Annotated in this window: 14 protein-coding genes; 13 read left to right on the top strand and 1 reads right to left on the bottom strand. The window is 49.8% G+C overall.

The features are described 5' to 3' along the window. The first annotated feature begins 49 nt into the window (after positions 1–49). From AC0YN3_RS29205 to AC0YN3_RS29220, 4 genes are all read left to right on the top strand, one after another. Complete coding sequence (locus tag AC0YN3_RS29205; RefSeq protein WP_475778425.1) at positions 50–1075, top strand: AraC family transcriptional regulator; 1026 nt, start codon at positions 50–52, stop codon at positions 1073–1075. A 179-nt stretch (positions 1076–1254) separates the two neighbouring features. Then, positions 1255–2049 carry an SDR family NAD(P)-dependent oxidoreductase gene (locus AC0YN3_RS29210; protein WP_475778426.1) on the top strand — a complete coding sequence of 265 codons (795 nt, stop codon included), beginning with the start codon at positions 1255–1257 and terminating at the stop codon, positions 2047–2049. A gap of 113 nt (positions 2050–2162) precedes the next feature. After that, complete coding sequence (locus tag AC0YN3_RS29215; RefSeq protein WP_475778427.1) at positions 2163–2870, top strand: DNA alkylation repair protein; 708 nt, start codon at positions 2163–2165, stop codon at positions 2868–2870. Positions 2871–2888: 18 nt separating this feature from the next. Next, entirely contained in the window at positions 2889–3299 is a 411-nt protein-coding gene (locus AC0YN3_RS29220) for a GNAT family N-acetyltransferase (RefSeq protein ID WP_475778428.1), read from the top strand. A gap of 86 nt (positions 3300–3385) precedes the next feature. On the opposite strand, the gene AC0YN3_RS29225 is transcribed toward AC0YN3_RS29220, so the two are convergent. Beyond that, on the bottom strand, positions 3386–4159 hold the full coding sequence (locus AC0YN3_RS29225) for a sugar phosphate isomerase/epimerase family protein (protein ID WP_475778429.1): 774 nt from the start codon (positions 4157–4159) through the stop codon (positions 3386–3388). A gap of 125 nt (positions 4160–4284) precedes the next feature. Between AC0YN3_RS29225 and AC0YN3_RS29230 the strand changes: the two genes are divergently transcribed. From AC0YN3_RS29230 to AC0YN3_RS29270, 9 genes are all read left to right on the top strand, one after another. Further along, positions 4285–5112, top strand: a complete 828-nt coding sequence (locus AC0YN3_RS29230; RefSeq protein WP_475778430.1) for a helix-turn-helix domain-containing protein — start codon at positions 4285–4287, stop codon at positions 5110–5112. Between the two features lie 147 nt (positions 5113–5259). Continuing rightward, positions 5260–6900 (top strand): response regulator transcription factor, encoded by a 1641-nt coding sequence (locus tag AC0YN3_RS29235; RefSeq protein ID WP_475778431.1) that lies wholly within the window; start codon positions 5260–5262, stop codon positions 6898–6900. Between the two features lie 107 nt (positions 6901–7007). Beyond that, the gene (locus AC0YN3_RS29240) at positions 7008–8633 is read left to right on the top strand and encodes a sensor histidine kinase (protein ID WP_475778432.1); all 1626 of its coding nucleotides are present in this window, start codon (positions 7008–7010) and stop codon (positions 8631–8633) included. Positions 8634–8799: 166 nt separating this feature from the next. Beyond that, positions 8800–9774 carry an ABC transporter permease gene (locus tag AC0YN3_RS29245; protein ID WP_475778433.1) on the top strand — a complete coding sequence of 325 codons (975 nt, stop codon included), beginning with the start codon at positions 8800–8802 and terminating at the stop codon, positions 9772–9774. Between the two features lie 22 nt (positions 9775–9796). After that, positions 9797–10708, top strand: coding sequence for a carbohydrate ABC transporter permease (locus AC0YN3_RS29250; protein WP_475778434.1), 912 nt, complete (start codon positions 9797–9799; stop codon positions 10706–10708). A gap of 78 nt (positions 10709–10786) precedes the next feature. After that, entirely contained in the window at positions 10787–12388 is a 1602-nt protein-coding gene (locus AC0YN3_RS29255) for an ABC transporter substrate-binding protein (protein WP_475778435.1), read from the top strand. A 98-nt stretch (positions 12389–12486) separates the two neighbouring features. Next, complete coding sequence (locus tag AC0YN3_RS29260; protein WP_475778436.1) at positions 12487–13845, top strand: hypothetical protein; 1359 nt, start codon at positions 12487–12489, stop codon at positions 13843–13845. A gap of 3 nt (positions 13846–13848) precedes the next feature. Then, positions 13849–14997: a glycoside hydrolase family 88 protein gene (locus AC0YN3_RS29265; protein ID WP_475778437.1), complete on the top strand. Its 1149-nt coding sequence runs from the start codon at positions 13849–13851 to the stop codon at positions 14995–14997. Positions 14998–15054: 57 nt separating this feature from the next. Then, entirely contained in the window at positions 15055–17835 is a 2781-nt protein-coding gene (locus AC0YN3_RS29270) for a polysaccharide lyase family 8 super-sandwich domain-containing protein (RefSeq protein ID WP_475778438.1), read from the top strand. The last annotated feature ends 60 nt before the right edge of the window (positions 17836–17895 follow it).

Genomic DNA, 17895 nt, shown 5'->3' on the forward strand with positions numbered 1-17895 from the left:
CATGATGAACATGTATGAATATGCAAGCAAATAAGGGAGTCTATATCTTATGAAGCCATATCCTTCCGAGCGCATTAAAATTCCGTTGGGATTCTGGGCAGGATTACAGGAATTGGGAATCAACCCCCAAGACGTAGCTCGAAAAGCTGGTCTGCCGCTCTCCATTGTGGCTGAACCTATCGTTAATACCGCCCAATATTTCGCGATTTGGCAGGCTTATTCCGATCTTATTGGCGACACGGCGAGAGGAATCACCTTGCTTGCGACCGCCTTTGAAACAGTGAAGTACCCGCCGACCGTCTTGGCCACTTACCACGCCCGTGACTACCGCGACGCTTTAAATCGAATGGCTAGGTACAAACAGCTGTGCCCGCCCGAAAACTTGCGTATTGTTGAGAAAGGCGAGCAATGCTCAATCGAATTGGAATGGCTGCATAACGAGCAATCCGGGCCGCCGATGCTGGTTGGCATCACATTGGCATGCCTTCTGGAGCTTGGGCGACGAGGCACGGGCCAACATTTAACGGCCCGTCTCGTCGAGTTTTCGCAGGCAATGGGAGACATAAAGGTTCTTGAAGCGTACTTCGGCTGTCCTGTAACCATTGGTGCAGCATATAATCGTTTAACGCTGCACCGAAGTGATCTGGACCGCCCGTTTGTTTCTTATAACGAAGAATTGCTGGAGGTTCTGACCCCTGTTCTGGACCAATCACTGGATGAACAGCAGCGCAGCCGCTCATTTACCGAGACGGTCAAATGGATTGCGAAACGCAGCCTCACGGGAGGGCGCCCCGATATTCAGACTGTCGCGAAGGAGCTCGGGATGAGCGAACGTACCTTGCAGCGCCGGCTTGCGGATGAAAACACGGGCTTCAAGCAAGTGTTGACGCAAGCTAGGCATGAACAGGCATTGGAATACTTGGCAGATCCCTCACTCGATATTAAAGAGGTAGCTTTCCTGATAGGATATGAGGACCAGAACTCCTTCTACCGCGCCTTCCGTCTATGGGAAGGCGATACGCCTTCGAATTGGCGTACGGAACGTATAGGGGCAAACGCGATTCTCGAAGGGTAGCTAGGGCACCCAACGATTCATGCATAGAATTTCCAAGCTAACTATTGCTACAGCGATTTAGGAGTTGCTCCGATTTCATTTGGCGTGTGAAACAAGAACTTTGGCGCAATAGGCTAGTTACTGATCGAAGCGTACAAGGTAACATAATCCCTATCCGAAACACAAAGGAGAAATAAACAATGGATATGGGATTAACGAATAAAACGGCTTTAGTTACAGGATCAACGAGAGGGATAGGTAAGGCAATCGCCATTGAACTCGCCAAAGAAGGCGTTCATGTACTGATTAACGGACGGAATGATGATGAGGTAGAACAAACGGTAAACGAAATGAAGCTGCGATTCCCGGCTACCTCTCCTCAGAATGCTGCAGCCGATATTGCGGATATTGCCCAAAGAGAAGCTTTATTTGAAAAATTTCCCCGCGTCGATATTCTGGTTAACAACACAGGCATTTATGAAATAATGAGATACGAGGACGTTGACGATGAAGTATGGGAAAAATACTTCCGGACGAATGTTCTGGCTGCGAACGGATTGTCTAAATTTTATTTGCCCCACATGTTGAAAAACGATTATGGCCGCATAATCTTTATTGCGAGTGAAGAAGCCATTATGCCATCGGGACAAATGCCCCAATATGCGATGACCAAATCCATGTTGCTATCGTTGTCCAAAAGCTTGTCCAAACTAACAATAGGAACGGAAGTTACCGTCAATACGATCCTGCCAGGCCCAACGCTTTCGGAAAATGTGCAGCACATTATTGAGGGAATATACGCTAATGATGATAGGGCTTTTTCGGAAAAAGAAAAACAGTTCATGACCACAAACCTGCCTCAATCTGAAATACAGCGATTTATCAGGCCAATTGAAATCGGCAGACTAGCGGCTTTTGTATGCAGTCCTTATGCATCCGCGTTTAAAGGTTCTCCGATTCGTATGGATGGGGGAATGGTACCGACTATTTTTTAAACGGATCTTGTCCGTGAAGGGTCTCCATTCAACCCATGTGCCGCATGATCGCAGGCCGGCGCGCGGATGTGATAGAATGGATGATATCCTTCACCTATAAGGAAGTGTTAACGATGAATGTAGAAACGGTCATGCAGGAGCTGGAAGGCCTCAGCAAGGAACGAATGAAAAAAATGTACGTATCCAATGGCGCACAGGAACCGCTATTCGGTGTGACTACAGGCGAAATGAAGCCCATCGCTAAGAAAATCAAAAAGGATCAGCCTCTGGCAGAGGAGCTGTATTCCACGGGCAATTATGACGCGATGTACTTTGCGGGCGTAATTGCAGATCCAAAAGCAATGACAGAAGCTGATTTTGAGCGTTGGATAGACGCGGCTTATTTTTACATGATTTCTGATTTTATAGTGGCGGTAACCTTGTCCGAAACCGATATTGCGCAAGAGGTTGCCGATAAATGGATCGCAAGCGGCGAAGAGCTGAAGATGTCAGCTGGCTGGAGCTGTTATTGCTGGCTGCTCGGCAGTCGACCGGACCGTGAATTCTCCGAAAGCAAGCTTGCCAATATGCTTGAAATCGTACAAAAAACGATTCAGGATGCTCCCGAAAGAACCAAATACGCGATGAATAATTTTCTTTATACAGTAGGGGTATCCTATGTGCCTCTCCATGATCAAGCATTCGAGACGGCGAAGGCGGTAGGCCCGGTAGAGGTCAACAAGGACAAAGCAAAAAGCAAGTTTATATGCGCTTCCGACAATATTCAAAAGGCAATAGATAAAGGCCAAATCGGATTCAAACGGAAGCACGTAAGGTGTTGACATGAGGAGCCTCCATACATGAAGGTTTCAGCTGCGACGGAAAAGGATTTGGAATGGATCAGAAGCCGAGACCATCATATCGCGGAGAAGTTAATCGTACCGAAAATAAGGGAGAGGGAAATCTTCTTATTGCGGGATGAAAGCGAAGCCATAGCGGGGTGGATGCGCTTCGGTTACTTTTGGGATAATACTCCGTTTATGAATATGCTTTGGATCGAAGAGCAGTACCGCGGTACAGGCCTTGGCAAGCATATGGTCGGGTTTTGGGAACATGAAATGAAGCAACAAGGCTTTTCGATGGTCATGACTTCGACTCAAGCTGACGAAGGCGCGCAGCACTTTTATCGAAAATTAGGTTACAAAGACGCGGGGAGCCTATTGCTCGATAGCCAGCCATTAGAAATTATTTTCACGAAAAAGCTGTGTTAACTTAAAAAATACAGAAAGAGCTGCCTCGATAGACGGGCAGCTCTTTCATGCTCTATCACCTATTTGCCGCAGTTCTACCCCGCATGCTAGGCCCCATTCGCCGACATTCGCTTCATAAACGCCAAGCTATCCGCCAGCTCCGTATCTGCCGCCGTCAACGTGCATTCGGCTGAAATCATGCCGGTATAGTTCATCTCCCGCAGCATCCGGGAAAACCGTTCGTAGGGATAGGAGCCCGTTCCCGGAGCCATTCTTCCCGTATCCGCAACATGAATATGGGCAATCCATTCCTTGTGGGCAAGCAGCGTATCGAGTGGCTCATCCTCTTCATCCATATGATAGAAATCGGCAAGCACACGTATATTCGCATGATCCAGCTGCCTGACAAGCCGTACGGCTTCCTCGACACGGTTAATCAGGTTCGATTCCTTTCGGTTCAGCGGTTCAAGCGCGAGTACGGCACCGTTGCCTGTCCATTCCTCCGAAATCCACTGCAGCAGCTCAAGAAGCTGTTCCTCCGCCTGCTGCTTCGACCAGCCTTCGGGAATCATGCGCTGCCGGCCGCTTCCAAGCACGACAACCCGGGCTCCGATTGCGCTTACCGTTTCACCGGCTTTGCTCACATATCGGCGGAGCCGCTCCCGGTCAACTTCGGGCCCAACCGCAAGCATGCCTTGCGGAAGGAACAGGTTCATGGCTCCCACCTGAAGCGGGGAGTCAAGAAACAGCGGCAGCCGCTCCGCCAAAGCGGGCTCATCCTCAAGGGGAAGCGAGGTTAAAGGGCATTCGATATAATCGAAGCCTTTTCTTGCCAGAAGAGCCGCTTGCTCAATGCCCATGCACCAGCCTATTCGGTTCATTTTTCAGCACTCCTATACGGGATATTTAAACGTTGATTTCATTGTACAAAGGGGAGCAATCACATAAAATGGTTACAAGTACGGTTTGATGGCTGTGAGTATGTCAGGATAAGGAATGATAGCCGGTGCTAGATAGAAACAGGATGAATGCCTTAATCGAGGACGTCGAGCTGAGATTCAACAACAGCGGTTATGCTGCGCATGAGATTGGCTGGTCGGAGAAGAAGAAGCATCCGGACTATGACTTGTGGTATGTGACAAGCGGCGAGATTACGATTGAATGCAATGGAGGCAGAGCTATCGCCCGAGAAGGCGATATTGTGTTTTTTAATCCAGGCGTGCCTTATTCCGCGGACTGCCATGCTGCGGCTTGTGCCCATATGTTTATCCATTTCGATTTCCCCATAGGCAAGAGGATTAACTTTCTGGACGAGTTTGGGCTAATGGGGTTAATTCCGCAGCGTTATTTTCAAGAGGAAGGACCGCGGTTTCGAGCGAGCTTCGACGCCTACAAGAATAAGGAGCCGATGTCAGCGCTTGTGCTGAAAGGATACTTCCTTGTCCTTCTTGCCAAGCTGCTTGCTGCGGCTTCGCGTAACCCCTTAGGCAAGATGTCCTCCGCCCCTCAAAGAGGGAACTACGACAAGCTGAAGCCAGTGCTTCAATATATCGACGACCATATCGAAAAACATATCTCAGCCGAACATTTAGCCGAGATGATCAGCATGTCCCCTAAATACTTTTATGCCTTTTTCAAGGCGAATATAGGGCTGACGCCACAGCATTACATTACCAAAATGAAAATGAACCGCGCTCGGGAGCTGCTCATGGGCCGCAAGCTGACGGTCAAGCAGATCGCCTATCAGCTTGGCTTTTCCGATCCTTATACGTTTTCCAAAATATTTAAACGCTTTCATCAGCAGCCTCCTTCCAGATTCACCGACCATACGTAAAAGTACCTCATATACATCACAATTCGAGAAGGAAAGATCATGGCTAAGCCGGGGCAGCTTCATTAGACTGTTAGTAGAAGATTGGACACCCGGATCTATATCGTCCCGATAGGTTGGCTATTCTGCTCAAATTGGAGGCTCACATTCATGAACAAAATATTGGTTGTAGACGACGAGCCGCGCGTGAGCATGGGCATCAAAAACTTTTTGCTCAGCTCGGATTTGAATATTACGTACGTAGAGACGGCACTGAACGGCTTCGAAGCGATCGATTATTTGAGGATGGATACATTCGACTTGGTGCTTACCGATATCCAGATGGGCAGAATGAGCGGCATAGAGCTTATGGAGACGATTTATATGGAGCAGCCGAATCTGCCCATCATTGTTATTTCCGCTCATGAGAAATTCGATTTTGCCAAAAAATCGATGCGACTCGGAGCACGTGATTACCTCGTTAAGCCAGTGGAGCAGGAGGACCTGCTGCGCGTCGTGCGCAAAGTATTGAACGAAAAGGAAGAGATCGGGAAGAAGTCGCTGGAACTATCGAAGTGGCAGCGGGAAAAGGAAAAAACGGAGGCGCTAAGCCGCAATGAGCTGCTGATGGAGCTCGTCACGGAGCGCAACCTGACGAAGCGGGACTATAAGGAACTGATCGCCGAACTTGGGGAGCAAATTAAAGGGCATTATCTAGGGGTGGTATCCATTCGGCTGGGCTTGAATCACGGCGGCTTCAGCAACCGCGAAATTACGCTTCAGGACCGCAAGCTTCTTAAATACGCTTCCATTAATATTATGGAGGAAAGCCTGTCCGAATGGCATGGCCTAACCTTTAACGGGTTCGGCAATGAATTGATCGGCATTATTCAACTAAACGAGCAAGAGATGTCCGGCCAGCGCTTTCATGTCAAGTCGCAAATGCATTTGATCGGACAGATGATCCATATGAACTTAAAGCAATATTTGAATGTGGAGACAACGATCGGGATGAGCACGCTTCATTCGGACATTTTCATGCTGCCTAAGCTTATGGAAGAAGCCAATACGGCGGCCGAGTGGAAAACCCTCCACCCAAGCAACCACGTCTTCTATTACGAGGACGTTCTAGCGCAGGAAAACCTCAGCATCGTGGAATGGATGGCAAAGGTTGACGAGTACGTGCAAGGACTGAAAACGGGCCTCGACAAACCGCTGCCGGTCAATACGGAAACGATTATCAAGCCGCTGAAGGAGCTTGGCCAATCGGCTGAGCTGTTTAACAGCTATTTCGGCATGCTGGTCTACCGCTTGTATGGTTTAATGCTGGAATACGGCACGGCGAATGGCATATCGCTTCAGCGGTTCGACCCGGACGTTTATTTCCGGCAAACGGCCGGAGAGGCTAGAATGGAACGCCTGCGAGAATATATTCAGGAAACCGCGAAGCTGGTCCGGCTGCTCGTCAAGGAGCGGGACCAATCCATACTCGCGAGAATAACAGGCTATATCCGCCTAAACTTCCGGAATCCCGCGCTCAAAATCCAGGATATTGCGAATGAAGTGCATTTCAGCACGGCTTATTTAAGCTATCTGTTCAAGCAGGAGATGAAAAAAAATCTCTGGGATTACGTAACCGAGCTGCGCATTGAAGAGGCGAAGCATTTGCTTGCCACAACGGATAAGAAACGGTACGAGGTTGCTTATGAGGTGGGCTACGAATCCCCGGAGCATTTCGGCCGCATGTTCAAGCGATATGCTGGCGTCAGCCCCGCTGAGTATAGAAAAGAAGGCCAGGGGGGATTAGGCTGAAGCTCAAATATAAGGTTACGCTTGCGTTTGCCTTGTTGATCGTGGGCCCATGCTTAGTCGTCGCCTGGTTTTCTGCTTACAAAGCCTCTGATTCCATGCGGGATGAGGTGGGCAGGACGACGCTGCAGCTGGTGAAACAGAACCATGTCACCATCGAGAAGACGCTGTCGGCGGTTAACAACCGAACAGTGACGCTGCTCGACAACTATTTTTTTAGCGACTCGAAGCAGTACGGCTTCTGGACGAACATTGAGACGCTGGGGCAAATTAGGGAAGCGGACGCCATTCTGGAGCGATGGTCGTCGGATGGGACCGAATATACGTTATATATGATGAATACGGCAGGGAAAAGCACGCCTTTCGATCTCACTTACAAGACTAAAGGATTCAAATACTTTAACAAGGAGATCGCAGAGCAGCCTGAATGGGCAGAGCGCTCGCTGCGGGAAGGCGGCGGCGGAACGCTGCATTTGCTGCAAGCGGAAGGCGGAGCGGCTACGGTCAGCTTTATGCGGAGCATCTTGAATCCGGAGAAGTATGACGAATCGATTGGCTTTCTCGTCGTATCGAAGCTGGAGGTGCTGCTGAACCGGGATATCGTTTCGGTGCAGCTGCCGGACCATGCGGGCATTTATTTGTTCAACGATCAGGATGAGCTGCTTATGAAGGCGGGACCGCAAAATTTGCAGTTGGCTTCCATGCCTAAAGAGGCGCAAAACCAGGTGGACGGCTATTATTTTGCCAGCGAGGGAGGCAAGAAATGGTTATACGCGTATTCCCAGCGTTCTGCGTTTAAAACCCGGCTGATCTATAAAATTCCGGTCGAATCCATTACAGGAAACCAAACGGTATTCCAATGGATGATTATGGGCATATCTGCTATTTACTTGGCATTCGTACTCGTATTTGTCCTCTATTTGCTGCGGATTATCGTGAAGCCGCTAGTTCGGTTAGTGTCTATTACGAAAATTTACGAGCCGGGAAAAAAACTGGATATGGACGGAAAGCTGCTGCGATCGGACGAGTTCGGCATTTTGTATGGCGCGTTTCTCAAAATGACCACCCGATTGGACAACTCGATCGATGAAAACTATGTCATGAAGATTAAGCAGAAGGAGAATGAGCTGGCGACGCTCCATTCTCAGATTACTCCGCATCTGCTGTACAATACGCTTGACTCGATCTACTGGTATGCGCTGGATAGCGGGAATACCGGCGTCGGGGACATGGTCAAGGATTTATCGAAGCTGCTCCGAATCGGGCTTAGCAAAGGAAAATCAATCATTACGATCGCCGAGGAAATGGAGCATGTTCAGGCGTACAGCCGGCTTCAAATGAAGCGCTACCCGGACACATTCGAGGTCTATTGGGATATTGACGAATCTTTGAAGACGTACATGACGCCTAAGGTTATCTTGCAGCCGCTGGTGGAGAACGCCATCTTCCATAGCGTCAGCAGCATGGACGGCGAAGGCGAGATTTGGATAAGGGTTCACCGCGCGGACAATGAAATTCGCATGTCGGTCGAGGATAACGGCTTCCTGCCCGTTGATATGGACCGCTTGGAGCAGATCGTAAACGGCGTTGCGACCGACAAGGGCTACGGCATCCGTAATGTCAACCAACGCATCCAGCTCCATTTCGGCGAAGCGTACAGCCTGCGCTACGAGCGGCGGGAAGGCGGCGGTATTAGGGCGATCATTAACCTTCCGCTTCAGGAACAAAGCGTGTAGCTAAGGAGCTCCGGCATATTGCCGGAGCTCTTTCCGTATGGATTGAGGCTCACTCTCTTGCTCCGGATAAGCGAGCTAAGTTTACATCACATTCTAATAGGAATACATCATCGTCATTAGGGGGCGGCCATTCTATACTAAAGTCAACAGAAGGGAGGTTGACATATTGAGAGCAAAAACAGCAGTTCAAAGCACGGGCTTGAAGAGCCATTCGAAGACGGGCATGGCCTTGTTTTTCCACTTGCTATGGAAGTACCGGTATTTAACGATGATGATGCTGCCTACTCTCATCGTGCTTATTCTGAATAACTATCTGCCTATGTTCGGGGTGTTCATTGCATTCAAAAATATCAATTACATCGATGGCATATGGAGAAGCCCGTGGGTAGGCTTTGATAATTTCACATTTTTGTTCTCGTCCGGATCATTGTGGCGAATTGCGAGAAACACCGTGCTGTACAGCCTGGTATTCATGGTAATCAACTTAGGCTTGTCGGTAGCCATTGCCGTTGCCATTAATGAGCTTCGCGGCAAGCTGCTGGCGAAGGGCTATCAAACCTTCCTCATCATGCCTTACTTCCTATCGATGGTCGTCATTAGCTATCTGGCCTATGCATTTTTGAATCCGGATAAGGGATTCCTGAATACTTCCATTCTTGAATGGTTCGGCAAAGACCCCGTATTCTGGTATTCGGAGCAAACCTTTTGGCCGTACATCTTAACCTTGGTTAATGCTTGGAAGGGCGTTGGCATTGGAGCCGTTATCTACATTGCAGCCATTGCCGGAATCGATCCGGAATATTATGAAGCGGCGGTTATCGACGGGGCTTCGAAATGGCGCCAAATTTTTCACATTACGCTGCCATCCATTCAGCCTATTATCATTATTATGACAATCCTGTCTATGGGGCATGTTTTTAACTCGGACTTCGGCTTGTTCTTCCAAGTGCCGATGGATTCGGGGGCGCTGTACCCGGTAACCGATACCGTTGACACGTATGTGTATCGCGTATTAATGGAGCTTAACGACATTGGGATGTCTTCGGCTGCGGCGTTGGTGCAATCTGTTCTAGGTTTCATTATGGTCATATTGACTAACTCGGCGGTACGCAAAATCAATAAAGATCAGGCGCTTTTCTAAGGCAGAAGCAGAGGTGATAACGATGAGCTCGCAAACAAGCCGCAGGGAAAATAAAATTTCGCCGCTGACCAATATCATATTGAACATCGGCTTCATTCTTTTATCCTTGGCGTGCGTACTACCCGTCATTCTGGTCATAATCGTATCCGTTACCCATAATGATTCCTTGCTGAATAGAGGCTACAGCTTCTTGCCGGAGAAATTGTCATGGATTGCATACGAAAGCTTGTTTAAGGACTACTCCACGATCTTTGGCGCATACGGCGTCAGCATCGGCGTTACGGTCGTAGGGACGATTCTTAGCGTCATATTCATGGCTCTTTACGCGTATCCGATCTCCAGAGCGGACTATCCGTTTCGCGGAATATTTACCTTCTTTCTTTTTTTCACGATGCTGTTCAACGGGGGCATAGTAAGCAAATACATCGTATTCACGCAAACGATCGGGCTATTGGATTCCTATGCCGCCTTAATATTGCCGCTGCTCATTATTCCGTTCAACGTCATCATCATGCGGACTTTCTTCCAGACGACGATCCATCCTGCGTTGATCGAGTCGGCCAGAATTGACGGCGGCGGAGAGCTTTTAATTTTTATACGCATCGTTCTTCCGCTCTCTCTTCCGGTTATGGCAACGATGGCTCTGCTCAGCACGATTGTGTATTGGAATGATTGGTTTAATGCTCTCTTGTTTATCCGGACGGAAGAGAAATACCCGCTGCAATATTTGATGATGCGCGTACTCAACGATGTCCAGTTTATGCGGTCGAACGTCCAGCTGGCAGCGCAAAATCCGCAGCTAATGAAGGATTTGCCCAATGAGTCGCTGCAGATGGCAATGGCTGTCGTCGGCATGGGCCCAATCCTGCTCGTGTATCCGTTCTTTCAAAAATATTTTGTTAAAGGCTTGACGGTAGGCGCCGTTAAAGGCTAAAGCATTCGGTAGTAACGGCCTGAGGCTATCACGCCAAGGGCCAGCTATTATAAATCAGCTCTGGGAGGGTTAAATGAAATGAAACAGAAAAAGACATTCATCATGCTGCTTGCCTTGGTAATGGTACTATCCGTGTTCTTGCAAGCGTGTTCAAGCGGAGGAAACAATGATAAACCGACCAATGCGGCTGCCGAAACAAACGGGGAGAAGACGCCAGAGCCGGATAAAGCGACGAATGCGCCGGCAGAAGAGCCAAAGCTTGAGCCCTACGAGGTATCCATTGTGTACTTCGGAACGCCGCAAGAGGACGATGCTTTGATCGAGGAGAAGCTGAACGAATTTTTCAAAGAGAAAATCAATGCAACGGTATCTCTTCAGCCTATCGCTTCAAGCGATTATAAAAACCGTACGGAGCTGATGATGAATACGGGCGAGAAGATGGACCTCGTGTTCTCGGCTTCATGGCTCAATTTCTTCGGCAACGCCTCCAAAGGCGCTTATCTAGAGCTTGACGAGCTGCTGGAGAAGCATGGCCAAGGCATTAAGGAACGGATTAATCCGCTTTACTTGGAAGCACCGCGCCTGAAAGGCAAGCTGTATGCGGTTCCTACGAATAAGGAAATTACGCAAGGAAAGGCATTTACGTACCGGAAGGATATCGTCGACAAATATAGCATTCCAATCGATTCTATTAATAGGGTAGAAGATTTGGAGCCTTGGTATGAAAAGTTGAAAAAAGAAGAGCCGGAAATGATTAGCCAATATGTTGCTGGCGGATCCGGCAACTTCGGCGGCGGCTTCATGATGTATGAAACGAATTCGAATCTCCGTCCAATCGGACCTACTCCGGCTAAGACACCGATGTTCCTGATCGATTACAAAGCATTGAATATGAAGGTGAAGTCCGTGCTTGACCCTGAAGTTGTAGAGCTTAACAAAAACGAAATCGAAATGTTCCGTTCATTTTATGAAAAAGGTTATATCAACTCTGACGCGGGCACGAGCACAACGGATATTGGCGAGCTGAGAAAGCAAGGCAAGATTTGGATGCAATCGGCGACTTGGAAGCCAGGCGCGGATATCGAAGCGCAGATCGCCGACAACAACCAGTACGAATATGTGTCCCATGTCGTGGAAGAGCCGATCGTAACGACGGATCTGGCAGCGGGCTCGATGTTCGCGATCTCCAGAACGTCCAAGGATCCGGATCGCGCAATGATGGTATTGAACTATTTGCATACCGATCCTTACGTGGTCAACTTGTTCGTTAATGGCATCGAAGGCAAGCATTATAAGAAAGTCGGCGATAACCGCATCGAACCCATTGCGGATTCGGGATACGGCAAAACGGCGCTATTCTGGGTAGTCGGCAATCAAATGATTAACTATTTGAAGCCGGGCCAGCCGGACGACCTTTATATCAATTGGGAGAAGTTCAACAATGAAGCGACTCGCTTCCCGCTTATGGGCTTCGTATTCGATGACGCGAAAGTGAAAAACGAGATAACGCAAATTACGGCTGTCGTGACGGAGTACAAATCCATCTTCACGGGAGCGGTGAAAGATCCATCCAAGCTGCTGGAGGAGAGAAACAAAAAGCTGAAAACGGCTGGACTTGAGAAGGTTCAAGCCGAGCTCCAATCGCAAATCGACGTTTGGTGGGCCGAGAACAAGAAATAGAACAAATGCGGTGAGATAGCCAAAGAGTCTCCGGTTGGGGGCTCTTTGCTATCCCTGCTTTACCAAAAATGATAAGCATACAATTAGGGGGCGCTTCCTTGAGACCGGAGAAGTTAATTTATACGTTTGTCAGCTACGCATCGCATTATGATACCCCATGGGGGCAAGGGACAGCCGTAGAGGGCGTTGACCGAACGGCTGAACTTGCCCACAAATACGGGATACCCGTAACGTGGATTGTGAACGGAGGTTCGGTTCCCGTACTGAAGGACCGTATTCAGGAGTGGCATGACCAATACGGCGATGATGTCATTCTTCAATGCCCGTTTTTTATCGAGGACATGGGAATGTCCAAGGAGAAGCTGAAGAGCAAGCTTGCAAGCGACTGGCGTATCGTGGAAGAAGCTTTCCCATGGGCAAAAACGAAGGTTGCTGCTCGCGGGAAAATTTATAACGAACTTATTGAAGTGTTGGAGGAGCTTGACTTCAAAGGCATGTGGGGCTACTGCTGGGAGCAGGTTTGGTGGGACGGCATTACGCACAAGGGTATTCCTTGGGGCTCCTGGTACGTGGACAGCAGCAGATATAAGGTTCCGCATTCCGGCAAAGGAAAGATCGTCGCATGCGAATGGACGGCGCGCGATTTGAATTTGACCTATCATTCGGGAAGCCCATGCGTCTACTCGACAGATCCGAATGACGTGCTTCGCGCGGGGCTTTGCACAGGTGAGGACATTACCTATTGGAAAAACCTGTTTGACGATTATTTGGACAATACCGATCATAACGAGCAGGTGTATTTCCTGCAGCAGCAGGAAGCGCATGAAATGGAGTTCACCGAGCGCTTTGCCGTATTCCCTGCATCCCATGTGGAAGCATGCGAAGGGATGCTGGATCTCTTCTTTGCTTACATCACGGAATTCCCTATTACATTGACGACACTGCCTAAAGCGATAGAGCACTACCATAATCAGAATAAAATAACGGCGCCGGTATCCATGCTCACCCGGGATACGCTTATTCGTCCCGAGGTTAATGAGTATACGATTACGCTGGGCGGAACGGGAGCGGGGCCTTGGCCAACGACCTTCCTCTATTACGACCATGAATGCCAATTGGCGTTCGTACAAGGTGAATGCAGACCCCATCGGCTGCGGAATTACATCGGTAAAGGCAACATGAATGAGGAATTTAATGAGCCGCTTCCTCAGGTATTCGTGAACGGATATGAGAAAACAGCGGATCTCATCCATATGGCCTTCGATATTGGCTATTGGAGTCCGATGCCGTTCGGATTGACCTACTGGGACGACTTGAGCGGCTATGAGCTTCAATCATGCTCGGATGGGGTTCAGGTGCAGCTTATTAAAGAAAGATTGGCCTTTCTTAGGTTCCAATTGCCGAGCAAGCCTGTAAGAATCGAGCTGACGCTTGCGAAGCGGGCGGAGGGAGTGTAAGGGATGCGGACAAATGCGATGGCGAATGACGGCGGTTATGGGCAAGCATTCCAGTTTGCTCTTGAACGTATCCATCATAATCTTTTAACGTTTACGGAGCTTTTTCCAGCCCCGGCCAGCGAGAGCTTAATATATGCCGGCATCGTGAACGAAGACTGGACCGCAAGCTTCTGGACAGGCCAGCTCTGGCTGGCCTATGAGCTCACGGGAGAAGAGCGATACCGTAACGCGGCAGAGCGCCAGCTGCCGAGCTTTAAGAAGCGGGCAGGAGAGCGCATTGCGGTTGATACGCATGACCTCGGGTTTCTCTACAGCTTATCCGCTGTTGCGGAATACCGAATTACCGGCAATGAGGAGGCTAGGGCAGCGGCGCTTCTGGCTGCCGACCTGCTGGCGGAGCGATATTTCGCGAAGGCGGGCATCATTCAGGCTTGGGGCGATCTGAATGATCCGGAGCAATGCGGCAGAATGATTATCGATTGTCTAATGAACCTGCCGTTGCTGTACTGGGCTTCGGAAGAGACAGGAGATGGCCAATATGCGGCAATGGCACGCTCCCATGTGAAGCAGTCTGCTGCTTATCTCGTGCGGCCGGATTTCACGACTTACCATACCTATTACATGGACGTGGAGACGGGGGAGCCGAAATACGGCAATACCCATCAGGGTTATGCCGATGATTCCTGTTGGGCGAGAGGGCAGGCATGGGGCATTTACGGTTTTATGCTGAGTTATGCCTATACAAGGGATGAAGAGCTGCTTCGGCTGTCGAAGTCGCTTGCCAATTATTTTTTAACCAGGCTGCCGGCGGATGGAATTGTATATTGGGATTTGTTCTTTACCGAAGAGAAAGAGCAGGAGAAGGACAGCTCGGCAGCGGCCATCGCCGTATGCGGGCTGCTGGAGCTGGTGAAGCATTTGCCAAAAAATGATCCGGATAGACAGCGATATGAGCATGCGGCCTTAACTATGCTGAGCTCGCTGTCTGAAAACTACACGACAAAAGACGATTCGGCATCCAACGGGATATTAAAGCACGCCGTTTACAACAAGCCAAGAGGAATGGGAGTGGATGAATGCACCATCTGGGGTGATTATTTTTACGTGGAGGCGCTGGCCAGGGTAATGACGGAGTGGCGGTTATATTGGTAACCGCCGCGTCCCGCGGCATGGAGCTGTCCAATTCAAAGGATGAAAAGGAGGATATTGATGAAACGATCCGCTATTCGCTCAGCCATGCTTAGTTTAATCTTGCTTCTAGCTTTAACGACGGTAGGTGGCATCATGCCCGAGAAAACATATGCTTCGGATGAATTCGACACGATGCGAATCAAATGGAAAACGATGATGACAGGCGGTCCATCGCTGAATGCGTCGGATACGAATATTGCGGCAAAGATAGCGGCGATTACGGACGAGGCAAACCTGTATTGGACGACGATGAATGTGTCGCCGACCCGTACATACCTGTGGAGCGCTTATCCCGCGCTCGGAAATTCCGAGCAGATTATGATTATGTACGAGCGGTTGAAGGTCATGGCGCTGGCATTTTCCGCTTCGGGCTCTGCATTGCATGGAAATGCTGCGCTTGAATCCGATATCATAAGCGCGCTTGATTACATGTACGCCACGAGATACCATGAAGGACTAACCCCGACCGCAAGCGGTACGAGCAATTGGTGGCACTGGCAGATCGGAACGCCGATGGCGCTGAATGATACGGTCGTTTTAATGTACGATTCGCTTAATGCTGCTCAGATAACCAATTACATGACGGCCGTAAACCGCTTTACGCCATCCGTAACGTTGACGGGCGCCAATCGCTCGTGGAAAGCCATCGTCGTAGCTGTCCGCGCGGTACTCGTAAAAGACGGGGCAAAGATTGGCGAGGCTCGAAACGGGTTATCGATGATTTTTGATTACGCTGCGAGCGGCGACGGCTTCTATCCGGACGGATCATTCATCCAGCATAGCGTCATCCCGTATACGGGAGGTTACGGCCTTAGCCTGCTCTCTGCCGTAGCCGACTTAATGCTGCTGCTGCATGGGTCCACCTGGCAGGTAACCGATCCCGATTCCGCAAATGTGTGGCAATGGGTTTATAAGGCATACCAGCCTCTCATTTATAAAGGAGCCATTATGGATATGGTTCGCGGAAGGGAAATATCGCGGGTATACAGCCAAGACCATGTCTCAGGCCATATTGCGATACAAAGCATTATCCGCCTATCCGAAATTGCCCCATCGCCTCAAGCAGCGGATTTCAAGCGCATGGTCAAGGGATGGATCGAAGCGGATGATTTCTTGAACTTCTTTGAAAGCGCTCCGCTCGCGATATTGCCGCTGGCCAAAGCCATTGCGGCCGATCCGTCCATTATTCCGGCTGAAGAGCTGCTGCTGTATCAGCAGTTTGCGGCTATGGACAGAGCCGTCCAGCTCCGTCCCGGGTACGGCTTCGGGCTCGCGATGTTCTCAACCCGCATCGCCAATTTTGAGGCGATTAACAGCGAAAACGGCAAAGCATGGTACACGGCCGCTGGAGCGACGAGCATATATAATAGCGATCTTGACCAGTACAGCGACAACTACTGGCCGACGGTGGACGCTTACCGCATTCCGGGAACGACGGTATTGGCTGGGGCAACGACGACTGCCTATCAAAGCGCAAAAAACTGGGCGGGCGGTACGGATATGCATCATTTATACGGCGTGTCCGGCATGGATCTGTACTATGCGACGAACACGCTTTCGGGCAAAAAATCGTATTTCATGTTCGACGATGAAATCGTTGCGCTCGGTGCGGGCTTAACAAGCACGGATAACCTTGCTGTGGAAACGATCGTGGAGAACCGCAAAATCAATGCTTCAGGCAGCAATGCGCTCACCGTGGACGGCATGGCTAAATCAACGTCGCTTGGATGGACAGAGACTTTAACGGGCACGCAGTGGGCACATCTTGCTGGAAGCACGGCTGGCGCGGATATTGGTTACTATTTCCCGCAGCCTGCAGCCGTTAAGGCGGTTAGGGAAGCAAGAACCGGCAACTGGAAGCAAATCAATCCTCGTCCGGTCACGCCGTCCACGCCTTATACGCGCAATTACGTAAAGCTATGGCTTGATCATGGCGCCAACCCGGTAAATGGCGATTATCAATATGTGCTGCTTCCCGGCAAAACAAGTACGGGAGTCGCGCAGTATGCGGCTAATCCAAACATACGGGTACTCGTGAATTCGGCTGCCGTGCAAGCCGTGAAGGAAACGGGGCTTGGCATTATCGGTGCTAATTTCTGGGAGGATGCGGCAGCAACGGTCGACTTGATTACGGTCAACAAAAAAGCGTCGATTATGACGAAGGAAGTAACGAATACAAGCTTGGATGTATCGGTCAGCGATCCGACTCAGGCGAATACAGGCATGATCGAGGTGGAGCTTAACCGTGAGGCAAGCGCGTATACGGCAGATGCCGGCATCACGGTGACGCAGCTTACGCCGACGATCAAATACACCGTTAACGTGAACAAAGCAAAAGGCAGGACATTTAAGGCATCTTTTGCGCTGAATGCACCGCCTGCTCCCGAGGACGTTATCGTGGACAATACGGATTCGGCGAAGGTTGCAAAGGTTGGCAGCTGGAAGACGGGAACGGTTGGCACGGACCGATACGGCATCAACTACCTGCATGACAACAATGCGGATAAAGGGACCAAAAGCGTGACGTTTACGCCTACCCTGCCATTATCAGGTACTTACAAGGTATATATGATGTGGCCGGAGCATTTCAATCGCGCGACCAATATTCCGATTGAAATTGTCCATACAGGCGGTTCGTCATCAACGACAGTCGATCAGACGACAGGGGGCGGTGTTTGGAATCTGATAGGCACCTACGCCTTTGGAGCGGGCAGCGCCGGAAGCATAACGATCAGCACGACTGGAACAAACGGTTTCGTCGCAGCTGACGCTGTTAAATTCGAATATGTGCCTGAATGAATAAGCAGTCGAGAGCCTGCTCCGTTGTGGATATAACGGGGCAGGCTTTTTGTATTTATA

The sequence above is a fragment of the Paenibacillus sp. J22R232 genome (genome assembly GCF_056269165.1).